We start from the raw sequence: 14475 nt of genomic DNA, 5'->3' as shown, positions 1-14475 counted from the left end.
TGGCGGCGTGGTGCGACACGCGTCACGTCGGCCCCGCGTCGCCTACGATGTGCGAACGTGCGCGACATCGCCGTTTTCAGTGGAACTGCCCATCCCGACCTCGCCGCCGAGATCTGCGCCCACCTGGGGGTGCCGCTGCATCCGGTACGGGTCTCCCGGTTCGCCAACGACTGTCTCGAGGTGCAGTTGCAGGCCAACTGCCGGGAGCGGGACGTCTTCCTGATCCAGCCGCTGGTGCCGCCCGTGCAGGAAAATCTGGTCGAGCTGCTGCTGATGATCGACGCGGCGCGGGGCGCGTCCGCCGGCCGGATCACCGTGGTGCTTCCGCACTACGCGTACGCCCGCTCGGACAAGAAGGACGCGCCACGGATCTCGATCGGCGCCCGGCTCGTCGCCGACCTGCTGACCTCGGCGGGAGCGGACCGGGTGCTGGCGCTGACCCTGCACTCGCCGCAGGTGCACGGCTTCTTCAGCGTCCCCGTCGACCACCTGCACGCGCTGCGGGAGTTGGCCACGCACTTCCGGCGGTACGACCTGAGCAACACCGTGGTGGTCTCGCCCGACCTGGGCAACGCCAAGGAGGCAGCCGCCTTCGCCCGGCTGCTCGGCACGCCCGTCGCGGCCGGCGCGAAGCAGCGGTTCAGCGACGACCTCGTCAAGATCAGCGCGGTGATCGGTGAGGTGGCCGACCGGGACGTCATCGTGTTGGACGACGAGATCGCCAAGGGCAGCACCGTGATCGAGTTGATGGAGCACCTGCGCGACCTGAAGGTCCGCTCGATCCGGCTGGCCTGTACGCACGGCCTGTTCTCCGGCGACGCGCTGCGCCGGCTCAGCGACCAGGACGGCGTGTTGGAGATCGTCTGCACCAACACGGTCCCCATCCCGGCCGAGAAGCGGGTGGCGAAGCTTCAGGTCCTCTCGGTCGCCCCGGCTCTGGCCGAGGCGATGCGCCGAATCCACAACGGCGAGTCAGTCTCCGCCCTCTTCGGCTGACCGCCCCGCCCCGGCCCTCCCCGCCCCCCGCCCTCGCCCCGCCCGCCCCCTCGCCCCGCCCGCCCCCTCGCCTCGCCCCGCTTCGGCTCGCCGATCTTGCACTTTGTGCTGCCCAAATGTCGCCTTGGGACCGCTTCGTCGCCACCGAAAGTGCAAGATCGGCGCGGCGGGGCGGGGCGCGGCGGGGCGCGGCGGGGGCGGGGTGGGGTGGGGTGGGGTGGGGGCGGGGTGGGGTGGGGTGGGGTTAGGGGGTGGGGAGGGTGGTGGTGATTCGGACGGTGGTGCCGGCGGAGCTGGTGGCGATCTCCATCGCGTCGGTCAGCTCGCGGGCCAGCCAGAGGCCCCATCCGCCGGCGGTCTCCGCGGCGGGACGACTCCGGTCGCCGAGGCGCTGCGGGGTGATGCCGTGCCCGTGGTCCGCCACCTCGCAGAGCAGCTCGCCGGGCTCCTGCCAGAGCCGGAGCCACCCGCGCCCGCCGCCGTGCCGCACCGCGTTGGTGATCAGTTCGTTGACGGCGAGCACGAAGTCGTCCAGCCGTTGGCCGTCGAGGCCGCAGGCGTGCGCGCAGGAGGTGACCGAGTGTCGAATCTCGGTCACCTGGGCCTGGTCGAAGGCCTCGGCGATCAGGAGGGCGGGTTCGATGGGCACAACCGTACGCGGTGCGTGCGGATCTGCATTCGTCATGGCCCTGTCCCGGCGGCGGATCTCGGAATATTTCGCGGCTTTTCAACCGTACGTCAGGGTTTCCTGGACCGCACCACGTGGCCCCCGCGTCACCGACCCGGCTGTGGCATCCTGACCGCCATGCCGTCGCCGCCGGGTGGTTTCGAGGTGCCGCTCTGGCGGGCGCTCACCGTCTTCCGGCTGGCCTCCCTCGGGTACGTCGGCGTGCTCGCCGTACGCGACGCCGACCGGTACGCCCACCCGATCATCGTCGGCGCCCTGGTGCTGGTGATGGTCATCTGGACCGGGCTGGCCGCCGTCGCGTACGCCCGACCGGCCTGGCGTCGCTGGCCACTGCTGCTGGTCGACCTCGGCGTGGTGATCGCCATCGTGCTGTCCAGCCCGTGGGTGGTGGGGCGGCAGGCGCTCGGGCACGGCGTACCCACTCTCGGGGTGGCCTGGATGGCCGGCCCGGTGCTGGCCTGGGCCGTCTCCGGCGGCCGGCGGCGCGGCACGGTGGCCGCGCTGCTGGTGGCCGGCGCGGACCTGGCCACCCGGGAGCGGATCGGCCAGTCCTCCTTCACCGGGGTGATCCTGCTGCTGCTCGCCGGGGTGGTGGTCGGGCACGTCGCCCGGCTCGCCGTGCGCGCCGAGGAACGCCTGCAGCACGCGGTGGAGCTGGAGGCGGCCACCCGGGAGCGGGAGCGGTTGGCCCGCGGCATCCACGACTCGGTCCTGCAGGTGCTGGCGTTGGTGCAGCGGCGCGGCGCGCACCTGCCCGGTGAGGCCGGGGAGTTGGCCCGGCTCGCCGGTGAGCAGGAGGCCGCGCTGCGCGCTCTGATCGCCGGCACCACGCCCGCCGGAATCACCGGGACGGACGCGGTGGACCTGCGGGACCTGCTCGGCCGGTACGCCTCGACGGCGGTGTCGCTCTCGGCGCCCGCCACCCCGGTGACCCTGCCCCGGCAGGTGGCCGGCGAGTTGGCGGCCGCCACCGGCGCGGCCCTGGACAATGTCGGCCGCCACGCCGGGGGACGGGCCTGGGTGCTGGTCGAGGACGAGGGGGAGACCGTGACCGTGTCGATCCGTGACGAGGGGCCGGGCATCGAAGAGGGCCGACTGGCCGAGGCCGCCGCGCAGGGGCGGCTCGGTGTCACCCAGTCGATCCGCGGCCGGGTGACCGACCTGGGCGGGACGGTCCGGATCATGTCGAGCCCCGACGCCGGCACCGAGATCGAGCTGACCGTGCCGAGGACGCGGCCGTGAACGCCGTGCGGGTGATGGTGGTCGACGACCATCCGATGTGGCGTGAGGGCGTGGCCCGGGACCTGGCGGAGGCCGGCTTCCTGGTGGTGGCGACCAGCGGCGAGGGGCGGCAGGCCATCCGGATCGGCGCCGCCGCCCGACCCGACGTGGTCGTGCTCGACCTGCAACTACCGGACATCTCCGGGGTCGAGGTCGTCGTCGGGCTGCGCGCCGCCCTGCCCGCCGTGCGGGTGCTCATGCTCAGTGCCAGTGGCGAGGAGCAGAGCGTGCTCGACGCGGTCAAGGCGGGCGCCACCGGCTACCTGGTGAAGTCGACGGCGCCCGGCGAGTTCCTCGACGCGGTACGTCGCACCGCCAACGGCGACCCGGTCTTCACGCCCGGCCTGGCCGGGCTGGTGCTGGGGGAGTACCGCCGGTTGGCCGCCGGGCCGGAGGCCGGCACGGCCGACGACGGTGAGCCGGGGACGCCCCGGCTCACCGCCCGGGAGACGGAGGTGCTGCGTCTGGTGGCGAAGGGGATGTCGTACAAGCAGATCGCCGAGCGGCTCGGCCTTTCCCACCGTACGGTGCAGAACCACGTGCAGAACACGCTGGGCAAGCTGCACCTGCACAACCGCGTCGAGTTGACCCGCTACGCCATCGAGCGTGGGCTGGACGACTGACCGGACCTCAGACCGAGCGCGGCGGTTCGGTCTCGTGGATGGCCAGCTCCTCGGCGGTCGCCCCGCCACCGGCCGCGCCCGCGTCGTACGCGACCGAATCGGTCTCCTGGTCGGTGTGCGCCCCCTCGTCCGGTTCCACCAGCCGGCCCACGGTGGCGTCGGCGACCGTGCCGAGCTGACCGTGGTCGTAGAGGGAGACCGGCGAGTTGGGGTCCGAGGTGGGCCCCGGGTCCATCACGTCGGCGTCGAGCTGGGCCTCCGCCGCAGCGGCCTCGTTCTCCGCCTCGAAGGCGATCTTCGGGTCGACCGGGCCGGCGAGCGGGTCGTCCACCGGGCGCTCGTAGACCTCCCGGTCGAGCTTGTAGTCCAACGACTCCCCGTCCAGCTGCTCCTCGGCGGTCGTCCCGAAGCGGTCCACCGCCACCGGCGTACGGTCGCCGGGGATCTGGGCCGGCTCCGGACCGTCCGCCTCACGCCCGGTCAGGACGTCGTCGTAGGCGGTCGAGTCGTCGTCGGCGGTGTCGGGCAGACCCTCCGCCTCGGTGTCGGACACGGGGGTCGGGAACTCGTTGTCGCGCATGTCTGATCACTACCCGCTGCCCTCCCGCCGTAACCGGGGCAGGGCCCGTCATCAGCGGATCGACCGGGAGCGGCGGTTGATCGCCGCCATCGTGCCGACGGCGGTGCCCGCCGCGGCGAGACCGAACGCCGCCGTCATCCGCACCAACTGACGCCGTCGGCCGTGCCAACCGCCGTCGCGGCTGGCCTGCCCGTCGGCGTGGAACACGTTGCCAGTGCTGTCCAGCCGGACGCCCGGACCGAACTGGGTGCGGTGGGCGTACCAGCCGAGGGTCCGCTCGACCAACGCCGGCGCCAGCCGCCACTGGAGGCCGAGCAGCCGGGCGGCCCCACCGGCGTACGCCTCCCGGCGTGGCCGGCGCAGCAACCGCACGATCGTCTGGGCGACCACCTCCGGCGGGTAGATCGGCGGGGGTGGCACCAGCTCCCGACCGCTGTGGTTGGCCGCGTGCCGGAAGAACGGGGTGTCGATGGTTGCCGGCAACACGGTGCAGACGGATATCTGCCCCCGACCGGTGACCCGCAGTTCCTGCCGGACGGTGTCGGCCAGGCCGCGGATGCCGTGTTTGGCGGCGTTGTACGCCGACTGGTACGGCATCGCCACCTCGGCCAGCACCGAGGCGTTGTTGACCAGCACGCCCCCGCCGGCCGCTTCCAGGTGCGGCAGCGCGGCCTTGATGCCGTGCACCGTGCCCAGCAGGTTGACCTCCAGCACCCGCCGGAACTCGGCGACCGGGATCTCGTCGAACAGACCCACCGCGCTCACCGCGGCGTTGTTCACCCACGCGTCGACGCGGCCGAATTCGACCACCGCCCGCTCGGCCAGGCGCTGCACGGAGTCGAGGTCGGTCACGTCGGTGGGTACGGCCAGCGCGCGGCCCCCCAGTTGCCGGCAGCGCTGCGCGACCTGCTGTAGCGCCTGCTCGCTGCGGGCGGCGAGGACCACGGCGGCACCACGCCGCGCCAACGCGTACGCGGTGGCCGTGCCGATCCCGCTGGACGCGCCGGTGATCACCACGGTCGAATCGTCGAGGCTCCGGGTCAGCGGCATCTCCCAGCGGTACCCCGGGTCGGGGCCGGTCATACCACCGGCCGGTGAGGTTCCGATTCGGGGCCGCTGTGATTGCCGTGGCGCAAGTGTCGGTGGCACTCGCGGTGACTGTTCCCGATCTGCCAGGTTTCGACTCGGCGCGCGCAGGTTAATGGGACGCTCTGACCGGGACCGCCGAGGAAAAGATCGCAGGGAGGTGACCCATGCGCGTCGGCCTCGTCTGCGCGCACAGCAGTTCGTACCGGCACGCCGACGGCCCGCCGGTCGGCACTCGACAACACATCGCGCGGGTCGCCGCCGAGTTGGCGGGCAGAGGCCATGATGTCCGGATCTACGAGCGCCGGGACGACCCGGAACTGCCGGCGACGCTGGACGTCGACGGCTACCGGGTGCACCGGGTGCCAGTCGGTCCGCCGACCGCCCTGCCCACCGCCGGACTCGTCCCGCACGTCACCGAGTTCGGGCGCTGGCTGACCGACGAGTGGGGCGGCGCCTGGCGTCCCGAGGTGGTGCACGGGCACTACTGGATCGGTGGGCTGGCTGCCGCGCACGCCGTCCGGGAGACCGACATCCCGGTCGTACAGACCTTCCACTCGCTCGGTGTGGAGCAGCTGCGCCACCTCGGCGGCGGGTACGACGGCCCGGGGGAGCGCATCCCGCTGGAACGGGCGCTGACCCGGGCGGTGGACATCGCCGTGGCCCAGTCCAACGACGAGGTCGACGAGTTGACCCGGATGGGCCTGCAACGGACATCCGTGGCGATGGTGCCGGCCGGGGTGGACACCGCGCAGTTCCACCCGGACGGCGAGGCGGCTCCGCGCGAACAGCGGTCCCGGATCCTCTCCGTCGGCGGGCTGTCCCCGGGGCACGGCCAGGACGACCTGATCCGGGCGATGCGGCTGGTCGGCGACGCCGAGTTGGTGATCGCCGGTGGCCCACCGGCCGACCAACTGTCCCACCACACCGAGGCACGCCGCCTGCGCGAACTGGCCGAACGCGCCGGGGTCGCCGAGCAGGTACGCCTCGTCGGAGCCGTACCGCACGACCAGATGGCGACCTGGTACCGCTCGGCCGACGTGGTGGCCTGCACTCCGCACTACTCCTCGGCCGGCCGCGTCTCCCTGGAGGCGATGGCGTGCGGGGTACCGGTTGTCGGCTACGCGATGGGCGGCCTGGCGGACGCCGTCGTCGACGAGGTCACCGGCCGCCTCGTGCCACCCGGTGACGTCCGGACGCTGGGGCTGTCCCTGCGCCGGCTGCTCGCCGACAACGCCGGCCGGTTCGCCTACGGTCACGCCGCCGTGGACCGGGTCCGTAGCAGCTACACCTGGGAACGGACCGCGGCCGCGCTGGAACGTCTCTACGAGCGGGTGGCGAGTCGCCGCAAGCCCGTCGAGGCCTGAAGGACGGCAGAGCCCACGCCGCGTCCGCGTGACGCGGCGTGGGCTCTCGTCTCAGGCGGCGGCGTGGGCTTTCGCGTCAGGCGGCTCGGCCGGCGCCGACCATGTCCCGGTTACTGCGGCGGGCCGCCGCGCGGTGCTGCTGCGGCTGGGCGTACCGGGTCAGGCCGATCACGGCGGCCAGGGTGACCAGGAAACCGGCGGCGGCCAGCCACTCGCGCCCCGGCCAGATCTTGTCGTTGAGCAGCAGCAGGCCGACGATCGCCGCGGGCACCGCTCCGGCGGCGTCCATGGCGGCGACCGCGGCGGTCGTCGAACCGCGCTGCATGGCCAGGCCGAGCAGCAGTTGGCCGACGATCGAGTGGCCGATCAGCAGATAGAACAGCGGGTCGGCGAGGAACGCCTCGGCCGACGGCGCGGAGGCCAGCGGCCGGGCCGCGACGGCGGCCGAGGAGAACGCCAGACCGGCCAGCGAGCCCAGCGCCACCGAACCGGGGGCGCCGTGCAGCCGGACGGCGAAGAAGCCGAGCACCGCGATGACCCCGAGCGCCACCAGCAGGGCTATCGAGCCGGCGGTGCCGAGCTGCTTCGACGGCGCCGGCCGCGCGGCCAGCACCAGCGCGGTGATCCCGGCGAAGAGCAGGGCCAGCAGGGCCACCTCCGCCATCGGCATCCGCCACTTCAACACCAGCACACCGATGATCGCGGTCACCCCGAGCCCGGCCGCCACGCTCGCCTGCACCAGGAACAGGGGCAGATCGCGCCGGGCCAGGAAGGCGAGCACGAAACCGCCGATCTGGCAGGTCAGCCCGATCAGGTACGTCCGGTGCCCGGCCAGTCTCAGCAGCAGACCCGGATCGAAGGTGTGGTGCACGGTGGTGCGCGCCGCGGCCACCGACTGGAGCAGGTTGGCGAAGCCGTACGCGACGATCATCGCCGCGAGGAAGCACCAGCCGGAGGAGACCACCTGGCGAGGATAGAGGTTGTCGGCAGTCAGCGCTCGGCTGGTCGATCCAGACGGGCGAGGATGTCGGCGTGCAGCACACCGTTGGTGGCCACCACGCTGCTCTCGGTGCCGGGCTCACCCGTCGGCGCGGGTCGACCGGTCAGATCGGTGATCGTGCCGCCCGCCTCGGTGACGATCGGCACCAGCGCCGCCACGTCCCACAGGGACAGTTCCGGTTCGACCATCACCTCCAACGCGCCCTCGGCTAACAGCATGTAGCCGTAGAAGTCGCCGTACGCCCGGCTGCGCCAGCCGGCCCGCAGCAGGTCGAGCAGCGCGTCGAGCCGCCCGGCGTCCTCCCAGCCGGTCAGCGACGAGTAGCAGACGCTCGCGTCGCCGACGTCGCGTACCGCGGAGACGCCGATCCGCTCGCCCGCGTCGGGACCGGGACCGGCGTACGCGCCCGCGCCCGCGCTCGCCCACCAGCGCCGTCCCAGCGCGGGGGCGGAGACCACGCCGACCGCCGGCCGGTCACCGTCGTACAGCGCGATGAGGCTGGCCCACACCGGCACCCCCCGGACGAAGTTCTTGGTGCCGTCGATCGGGTCGACGATCCACCGGCGGCCACCCGGCTCGGTGGCCGGCCGCGCGCCGTACTCCTCACCGAGCAGCCCGTCGGCGGGCCGGTGCTCGGTCAGCAGCGCCCGGATCTCCCGCTCCACGGCGGTGTCCGCGTCGGAGACCGGTGTCAGGTCCGGCTTCGTGTCCACCCGCAGGTCGAGCGCCCGGAACCGGGCCGTGGCGATGGCGTCGGCGCGGTCCGCGAGCAGATGGGCGAGGGCGAGGTCGTCGGCGTACCCGGTCATGCCGGCAACCTAGCCGACGTCCACCGGGTCACTCGTCGGGCCCGCGCCGGTCGCCCTCGCCGGGCCCGCGCTGGTCGCCCTCACCGCGCGCGTCGCCGTCGCCGGCCCGGGAGGCCAGCAACCGGCGGTACGACGCCAGCCGGCGCGGGTCCGCCTTCCCGGCGGCCACCCAGGCGTCCAGCCCGCAGTCGGCCTCGTCGGCCGTGTGCGGGCAGTTCGGCGGGCAGTCGACGGTGCCCTCCACCAGGTCGGGGAACCCGTGCAGCAGGCTGTCGGCGGAGACGTGCGCCAGCCCGAAACTACGGATGCCCGGGGTGTCGATGATCCAGCCGGGGTCGGTGTCGACACCGGGGACCGGTGGCAGCCGCAGCGCCACCGCGCTGGTGGAGGTGTGCCGGCCGCGACCGATGGCGCTGACCACCCCGACCGCGCGCGCGGCGTCCGGGACGAGGCGGTTCACCAACGTCGACTTGCCCACCCCGGAGTGCCCGACCAGCACCGACACCCGGCCGCTGAGCAGCGCGCGCAGCGCGCCCAGGTCGGCGTCGGGACGGTTGAGCACGTACGGCAGCTCCAGCTCCGTGTAGTAGCCCAGCACCTCCTCCGGGCCGGCCAGGTCGGCCTTGGTGAGGCAGAGCAGCGGCTCGACGTCCGCGTCGTACGCGGCCACCAGGCAGCGGTCGATGAACCCGGTGCGCGGCGGCGGGTCGGCCAACGCGCTGACGATCACCAACTGGTCGGCGTTTGCCACGACGACACGTTCCAACCGGCCCTCGGCGGTGGTCTCGTCGTCGTCGGCCGTGCGGCGCAGCACCGAGCGGCGCTCGGCGATCCGGACGATGCGGGCGAGAGCGCCCTGCGCGCCGGAGGTGTCGCCGACGAGGCTGACCCGGTCACCCACGACCACCGACTTGCGGCCCAGCTCCCGGGCCCGCATCGCGGTCACCGTCGGCAGCTCGGCGCCGACCGCTCCCCGTTCGGCGCCGGACAGCACACACTGGTAGCGCCCCCGGTCGACGGCGATGACGAAGCCGTCCACCGCGTCGGAGTGCTGAGGTCGGGTGCGCGTACGCGGACGCGACGACTTCCCGGGCCGCACCCGTACGTCGTCCTCGTCGTACTCCCGCCGCTTGGTCGCCAGGACCCGTCCTCTTTTCCGCGTCAGCTCTCAGTGCGCGTCCGGGACGCTCACTTGCCGGTCACCATCGCTGACCATAGCGCCGGGAACTCGGGCATGGTCTTGGAGGTACAGCCGACGTCGTCCACCTCGATGCCCGGCACGGCGAGCCCGGCCACCGCCGCGGCGTGCGCCATGCGGTGGTCGTGGTAGGTGCGGAAGATCCCGCCGCGCAGCGGCCGGGGCCGGATCGCGAGGCCGTCCGGCGTCTCGGTGACGTCGGCCCCGAGCGCGGTGAACTCCTGCGCGAGGGCGGCGAGCCGGTCGGTCTCGTGGCCGCGGATGTGCTCGACGCCGGTGAAGACCGAGGGTGAGTCGGCGAGCATGGCCAGCGCGGTCAGCACCGGGGTCAGCTCGCTGACCTCGGAGAGGTCGGCGGTCAGGCCGTGCACCACCCCGGTGCCCCGGACGGTCAGCCCGTCGGTGGAGAGGGTGACCTCGCCGCCCATCCGCTGCAGCAGGGAGCGGAGTTGCTCGACCGGCTGCGCGCTGCGGTGCGGCCAGCCCTGAAGCGTCACCTCACCGCCGGTGACCAGGGCGGCGGCGAAGAACGGCATCGCGCCGGAGAGGTCCGGCTCGATGTCCCAGCCGCGCCCGGTGAGGGGGCCGGGCTCGACGGTCCACACGTCGGGGGTGCTGTCGTCGACGGCGGCGCCAGCGGCCCGCAGCATCTGCACGGTCATCCGCAGGTGCGGCGCGGAGGGCACCGGCGGGCCGACATGGCGTACCACCACGCCCCGGTCGAAGCGCGGGGCGGCCAGCAACAACGCGGAGACGAACTGGCTGGACACGGAGGCGTCGATCGTCACCTCGCCGCCGGTGACCCCGCCGGTGCCGAGCACGGTCAGCGGCAGGCTGCCGGTGCCGGCGACGTCGATCCGGACGCCCAGCGAGCGCAGCGCGTCGACCAGCCGGCCGAGCGGCCGGGTGCGGACGTACGGGTCACCGTCGAAGGTGACCTGCCCGTCGGTCAGGCCGGCCACCGGCGGCAGGAACCGCATCACGGTGCCGGCCAGCCCCACGTCCACGTGGGCGGGGCCGACCAGCGGGTGCGGCCGGACCAGCCAGCGCTCGTCGTCACTGATCGAGACGTGCGCGCCCATCGCGCGCAGACCGGCGGACATCAGCTCGGTGTCGCGGGCGCGCAGCGGCTCGGCCAGGGTCGACGGCCCGGCGGCCAGGGCGCTGAGCACCAGGGCACGTGCGGTCATCGACTTGGAGCCGGGTAGGCGCAGCGTCGCCGCCACCGGGTCGGACGCGGTCGGTGCGGCCCACGGCTGTGGCGGCCGGGTCGCGGTTAGATTCCCCACGGTCACATTCTGCCCTGTCTGCGGGTGGGTGACGTCGGCCGGCTTGCGTACTCCCGGTTGGCGGGACAGCAGGCGGGGCCCTCGGCGGGTTAGCGTGAGCGCATGTGCGGCAGGTACGCGACGACCCGGGGCGCCGGTGAGCTGAGCGCCCTGTTCGAGTCGTCCGACGACACCGACGGGGTGCTCCGGCCGGATCACAACGTCGCGCCCACCGATCGCGTCCCGCTGGTCCGGCTCAGCCCCGAGGGGCACCGCAGCCTCTGCGTCGCCCGCTGGGGTCTGCTGCCGCACTGGTCGCGGTCCGCCGCCGGCGCCGCCCGCATGATCAACGCACGGGCCGAGACGGTGGCGACCAGCCGGGCGTACGCCGGGGCGTTCGCCCGCCGCCGGTGCCTTGTCCCGGCGGACGGCTGGTACGAGTGGGTCCGCCGGCCCGATGGCGGCCGGCAGGCGTACTTCATGACCCCGGCCGACGGCTCGGTGCTCGCCCTGGCCGGGATCTGGTCGTTCTGGGAGTCCGGGGCGGACAGCCGGCTCACCTTCAGCGTGCTGACCACCGCGGCGCTCGGCGATCTGGCCGAGGTGCACGACCGGATGCCGGTACTGCTGGCCCCCGAGCGGTGGTCGTCGTGGCTGACGCCGTGCGACGAGCCGGAGCGTCTGCTCGCCCCCGCGTCGTCCGACCTTCTCGCCGGGTTGGAGATCCGCCCGGTCGGGCCGGCGGTGGGCGACGTGCGCAACGACGGCCCGGAGTTGACCGCTCGCGTGTCCGTTCCGTCAATGTCGTCCCCACCGGAGTTGACCCTGTTCTGAGAATGAGAGGCATCGTCGAGCGCCGATTTGCCAGGTTCTGATCGATTCGTCGCCTGGCCGTTCAGCCATGTTCTTGAAAGCCCCTTGTCCCGGTGTCCGAAAGTGCGATACAACACAGCGCCGGTAGTGGCTGTCGGTTCGCACGGGGCGGACGACTTCACCGATCCTGCCGGTCCCACGGGGGAGGTGGGTGAAATGACACGGGCGCGTATGCCCCGCCCGCACGAGGTGGCTGCGGCACGCAGAGATCCGCGGCTGCTGCGGGCTCTGCGAGAACGTCGACAGGACGAAGCGTGGCGCACCAGAGGGACGTGCCAGAGCGTCGATCCGGAGACGTTCTTTCCGGCACCTAACGAACCGGCGGACGCCGCTGTCGCACTCTGCCGCAGTTGCGACGTGCAGGGCTCCTGCCTGGCATGGGCGTTGGAGGTCGGCGACTGTCACGGCGTCTGGGGGGCGACCACCCCCCGCGAGCGGCGGGCGATGCTCGTCGCGTGGCGCGGCGAGGTCGAACCCGACCCGGACGCGGTCGACGACGCCGGCCCTCCGGTCCGCGACCGCCTGCTCACGCTGGTGCCGCTGAGCTGACCATCGCGCGCCGCTGAGCCGACCAGCGCGGCGAACCGATCCCGGTGACGGGCCCGGTCGGCGCAGAATGGGCCGGTGCTGCCCAGCGAAGAGATCGACACCCCGCGCGGTCCGGCGCGGATCGACACCGACCCACCGGTCGGTCCGACCATTGCGTCGGGCCGGGCGGCCGGCGTCGCGACGGCTCGCGCGCCGGTCGCCCTGTTGGTGCTCGGGCACGGGGCGGGCGGCAGCGTGGACGCCCCCGACCTGCTCGCGGTTCGGGACGCGGCGGTCACGGCCGGCCTGACGGTGGTCCGGGTGACGCAGCCCTACCGTGTCGCCGGCCGTCGCGCGCCGGCCCCCGCCGGGCACCTCGACGAGGCGTGGACGGCGGTGCTGGCCGTGCTGCGCGAGCGGCACACCGACGTACCCACGCTCCTGGTCGGTGGTCGTTCCAGTGGCGCGCGGGTCGCCTGCCGAACGGCCGGCGCGGTCGGCGCGGCCGGCGTCCTCGCGCTGGCCTTTCCACTGCACCCGCCCGGCAAGCCGGAGCGGTCCCGGGCCGCCGAACTCGCCACCGGTCTGCCGACGCTCGTCGTCAACGGCGACCGGGATCCGTTCGGCGTGCCCGGGTCCGGGCCGGGCGTGCGGGTCGTGACCCGGCCGGGGGAGACGCACGACCTGCGACGTGACCCCGCCGGCACGGGCGCGGTCGTCCGGGACTGGCTGCGCTCCCACGGCTGGACAGCCGACTGACCTCAGGGACCGTTTCCGGTGCTGGGCGCGGGTCGTTGCATCCGATGGTGCCGCCCGTCCGAACCGGACAGGTGTCACCAGTCCTCCCAGGCCCTTCCTGGTCCCAGCGCCGGCGTCTCCGGGGCCGGGACCAGGAACGGGAGAGCCGGACGGAATGCCCCAGTGGTCATCTCGCGTTACTAACCCCGGACGACTTTTCTGCGAGGGGGGTGACCGGTGCCGACCGAGACACGAAGCCTGGAACGGGACGAGCGGGACGCCCGGCAGCTACGGCGGCTGCTGGATGGTCCGGACTGGCCCGTGACAGCGGGACCGGGCGGGGTGGGTGCGGTGAGCACGAGCACACCGGCCGGAAGTGAATCTGTGGGCAGGTCCGTGCGCGTATCCTCGGCGGGAAAGCATCCGACGCGAGGGGATGTGCGGTTGACCACCGAGAAGACGGACGAGCGCAGGGCCCGGTTCGAACGGGACGCGATGCCATTCGTCGATCAGCTCTACGCTGCTGGGCTGCGCATGACGCGTAACCCGGCGGATGCCGAGGACCTGGTCCAGGAGACGTACCTGAAGGCGTACGCCGCCTTCCACCAGTTCGAGCAGGGCACGAACCTGAAGGCCTGGCTCTACCGGATCCTGACCAACACCTACATCAACTCCTACCGCAAGCGGCAGCGCCAGCCGATCCAGGCGCCGACCGAGGAGATCACCGACTGGCAGCTCGCCGAGGCCGAGTCGCACACCTCCAGCGGTCTGCGTTCGGCCGAGACCGAGGCTCTGGACCGGCTGCCGGACAGCGACGTGAAGGAAGCCCTCCAGCAGTTGCCGGAGGAGTTCCGCCTGGCTGTCTACCTGACCGACGTCGAGGGCTTCTCCTACAAGGAGGTCGCCGACATCATGGGCACGCCGATCGGCACCGTGATGTCGCGTCTGCACCGCGGCCGTCGTAATCTGCGCAAGCTGCTCGAGCAGTACGCCGCGGAGCGGGGCTTCAGCCCGGCCCGGTCCGCGAAGGGCTCGACCGCTGCCGCTGCCAGCCGGGAGGTGTGACGTGAGCTGTGGAGAGCCGCACGAGACGGACTGCCGCGAGGTGCTCGCGGAGGTCTACCTCTACCTGGATCTCGAGTGCGCCGACGAGCGGCGCGCGCTGATCCGGCACCACCTCGACGAGTGCGGGCCGTGCCTGCGCGAGTACGGGCTCGAGCAGGAGGTGCGGGCGCTGGTCGCGCGTTGCTGCGGCAACGAGACCGCGCCGGACCAGCTGCGTGAGCGGCTGCGGGTGAAGCTCACCGAGCTGGTGGTCTTCGAGACGAGCGATTCCCGCGAGCTGGCCGACTGAGCGTCGGCGCCGCCGCCTGGGCCGGCGAGTCGGTGACCAGCAGGTCGGCGGCGTCCAGCAGGTCGGTGCCGAACTCGCTGCGGTCG

Annotated in this window: 16 protein-coding genes; 9 read left to right on the top strand and 7 right to left on the bottom strand. The window is 73.2% G+C overall.

Annotation, left to right across the window (positions count from 1 at the left end; all coding sequences use genetic code 11):
* The first annotated feature begins 57 nt into the window (after positions 1 to 57).
* A complete protein-coding gene (locus tag AB0J36_RS23990) occupies positions 58 to 996 on the top strand; it encodes a ribose-phosphate pyrophosphokinase (protein WP_357125905.1) in 939 nt (312 codons plus the stop codon).
* A gap of 244 nt (positions 997 to 1240) precedes the next feature.
* Here the strand turns inward: AB0J36_RS23990 and AB0J36_RS23985 are convergent, their stop codons facing one another.
* Positions 1241 to 1681, bottom strand: a complete 441-nt coding sequence (locus tag AB0J36_RS23985) for an ATP-binding protein (RefSeq protein WP_357125902.1) — start codon at positions 1679 to 1681, stop codon at positions 1241 to 1243.
* 120 nt (positions 1682 to 1801) lie between these two features.
* On the opposite strand from AB0J36_RS23985, the gene AB0J36_RS23980 reads away from it, so the two are divergent.
* Both AB0J36_RS23980 and AB0J36_RS23975 read left to right on the top strand, forming a co-directional pair.
* A complete protein-coding gene (locus tag AB0J36_RS23980) occupies positions 1802 to 2926 on the top strand; it encodes a DUF5931 domain-containing protein (RefSeq protein WP_357125899.1) in 1125 nt (374 codons plus the stop codon).
* 14 nt (positions 2927 to 2940) lie between these two features.
* Positions 2941 to 3588, top strand: coding sequence for a response regulator transcription factor (locus AB0J36_RS23975; RefSeq protein ID WP_357126556.1), 648 nt, complete (start codon positions 2941 to 2943; stop codon positions 3586 to 3588).
* A gap of 7 nt (positions 3589 to 3595) precedes the next feature.
* Here the strand turns inward: AB0J36_RS23975 and AB0J36_RS23970 are convergent, their stop codons facing one another.
* Positions 3596 to 4168: a DUF5709 domain-containing protein gene (locus tag AB0J36_RS23970; RefSeq protein ID WP_357125896.1), complete on the bottom strand. Its 573-nt coding sequence runs from the start codon at positions 4166 to 4168 to the stop codon at positions 3596 to 3598.
* Positions 4169 to 4219: 51 nt separating this feature from the next.
* Complete coding sequence (locus AB0J36_RS23965; RefSeq protein ID WP_357125892.1) at positions 4220 to 5218, bottom strand: SDR family oxidoreductase; 999 nt, start codon at positions 5216 to 5218, stop codon at positions 4220 to 4222.
* A gap of 203 nt (positions 5219 to 5421) precedes the next feature.
* On the opposite strand from AB0J36_RS23965, the gene AB0J36_RS23960 reads away from it, so the two are divergent.
* A complete protein-coding gene (locus tag AB0J36_RS23960) occupies positions 5422 to 6621 on the top strand; it encodes a glycosyltransferase (protein ID WP_357125889.1) in 1200 nt (399 codons plus the stop codon).
* Positions 6622 to 6697: 76 nt separating this feature from the next.
* Here the strand turns inward: AB0J36_RS23960 and AB0J36_RS23955 are convergent, their stop codons facing one another.
* From AB0J36_RS23955 to aroA, 4 genes are all read right to left on the bottom strand, one after another.
* Positions 6698 to 7552, bottom strand: coding sequence for a hypothetical protein (locus AB0J36_RS23955; protein ID WP_357126553.1), 855 nt, complete (start codon positions 7550 to 7552; stop codon positions 6698 to 6700).
* Between the two features lie 59 nt (positions 7553 to 7611).
* Positions 7612 to 8430: a histidinol-phosphatase gene (gene hisN, locus AB0J36_RS23950; protein WP_357125886.1), complete on the bottom strand. Its 819-nt coding sequence runs from the start codon at positions 8428 to 8430 to the stop codon at positions 7612 to 7614.
* A gap of 28 nt (positions 8431 to 8458) precedes the next feature.
* Positions 8459 to 9367, bottom strand: a complete 909-nt coding sequence (rsgA, locus tag AB0J36_RS23945) for a ribosome small subunit-dependent GTPase A (RefSeq protein WP_357126550.1) — start codon at positions 9365 to 9367, stop codon at positions 8459 to 8461.
* 251 nt (positions 9368 to 9618) lie between these two features.
* The gene (gene aroA, locus AB0J36_RS23940) at positions 9619 to 10917 is read right to left on the bottom strand and encodes a 3-phosphoshikimate 1-carboxyvinyltransferase (protein WP_357125881.1); all 1299 of its coding nucleotides are present in this window, start codon (positions 10915 to 10917) and stop codon (positions 9619 to 9621) included.
* A 102-nt stretch (positions 10918 to 11019) separates the two neighbouring features.
* Here aroA and AB0J36_RS23935 point away from each other — a divergent pair, with 102 nt between their 5' ends.
* From AB0J36_RS23935 to rsrA, 5 genes are all read left to right on the top strand, one after another.
* Positions 11020 to 11730, top strand: coding sequence for an SOS response-associated peptidase (locus AB0J36_RS23935; RefSeq protein ID WP_357125878.1), 711 nt, complete (start codon positions 11020 to 11022; stop codon positions 11728 to 11730).
* A gap of 195 nt (positions 11731 to 11925) precedes the next feature.
* Positions 11926 to 12318 carry a WhiB family transcriptional regulator gene (locus tag AB0J36_RS23930; protein WP_355050539.1) on the top strand — a complete coding sequence of 131 codons (393 nt, stop codon included), beginning with the start codon at positions 11926 to 11928 and terminating at the stop codon, positions 12316 to 12318.
* 75 nt (positions 12319 to 12393) lie between these two features.
* On the top strand, positions 12394 to 13056 hold the full coding sequence (locus tag AB0J36_RS23925; RefSeq protein ID WP_357125873.1) for an alpha/beta family hydrolase: 663 nt from the start codon (positions 12394 to 12396) through the stop codon (positions 13054 to 13056).
* Between the two features lie 216 nt (positions 13057 to 13272).
* Positions 13273 to 14100, top strand: coding sequence for a sigma-70 family RNA polymerase sigma factor (locus tag AB0J36_RS23920; protein WP_355050537.1), 828 nt, complete (start codon positions 13273 to 13275; stop codon positions 14098 to 14100).
* A 1-nt stretch (position 14101) separates the two neighbouring features.
* Positions 14102 to 14389, top strand: a complete 288-nt coding sequence (gene rsrA / locus AB0J36_RS23915) for a mycothiol system anti-sigma-R factor (protein WP_355050536.1) — start codon at positions 14102 to 14104, stop codon at positions 14387 to 14389.
* Positions 14390 to 14475: the final 86 nt, after the last annotated feature.

It is taken from the genome of Micromonospora sp. NPDC049662 (assembly GCF_040675055.1).
Classification (GTDB): domain Bacteria; phylum Actinomycetota; class Actinomycetes; order Mycobacteriales; family Micromonosporaceae; genus Micromonospora.
This window is presented reverse-complemented; position numbering and strand designations above follow the sequence as displayed.

Bases quoted from the DNA above. Each gene is read 5' to 3' on its own strand.
- AB0J36_RS23985 (WP_357125902.1), bottom strand. From the start codon at position 1,681: ATGACGAATGCAGATCCGCACGCACCGCGTACGGTTGTGCCCATCGAA.
- AB0J36_RS23980 (WP_357125899.1), top strand. From the start codon at position 1,802: ATGCCGTCGCCGCCGGGTGGTTTCGAGGTGCCGCTCTGGCGGGCGCTC.
- AB0J36_RS23975 (WP_357126556.1), top strand. From the start codon at position 2,941: ATGGTGGTCGACGACCATCCGATGTGGCGTGAGGGCGTGGCCCGGGAC.
- AB0J36_RS23970 (WP_357125896.1), bottom strand. From the start codon at position 4,168: ATGCGCGACAACGAGTTCCCGACCCCCGTGTCCGACACCGAGGCGGAG.
- AB0J36_RS23965 (WP_357125892.1), bottom strand. From the start codon at position 5,218: ATGCCGCTGACCCGGAGCCTCGACGATTCGACCGTGGTGATCACCGGC.
- AB0J36_RS23960 (WP_357125889.1), top strand. From the start codon at position 5,422: ATGCGCGTCGGCCTCGTCTGCGCGCACAGCAGTTCGTACCGGCACGCC.
- AB0J36_RS23955 (WP_357126553.1), bottom strand. From the start codon at position 7,552: ATGATCGTCGCGTACGGCTTCGCCAACCTGCTCCAGTCGGTGGCCGCG.
- hisN (WP_357125886.1), bottom strand. From the start codon at position 8,430: ATGACCGGGTACGCCGACGACCTCGCCCTCGCCCATCTGCTCGCGGAC.
- rsgA (WP_357126550.1), bottom strand. From the start codon at position 9,367: ATGCGGGCCCGGGAGCTGGGCCGCAAGTCGGTGGTCGTGGGTGACCGG.
- AB0J36_RS23935 (WP_357125878.1), top strand. From the start codon at position 11,020: ATGTGCGGCAGGTACGCGACGACCCGGGGCGCCGGTGAGCTGAGCGCC.
- AB0J36_RS23930 (WP_355050539.1), top strand. From the start codon at position 11,926: ATGACACGGGCGCGTATGCCCCGCCCGCACGAGGTGGCTGCGGCACGC.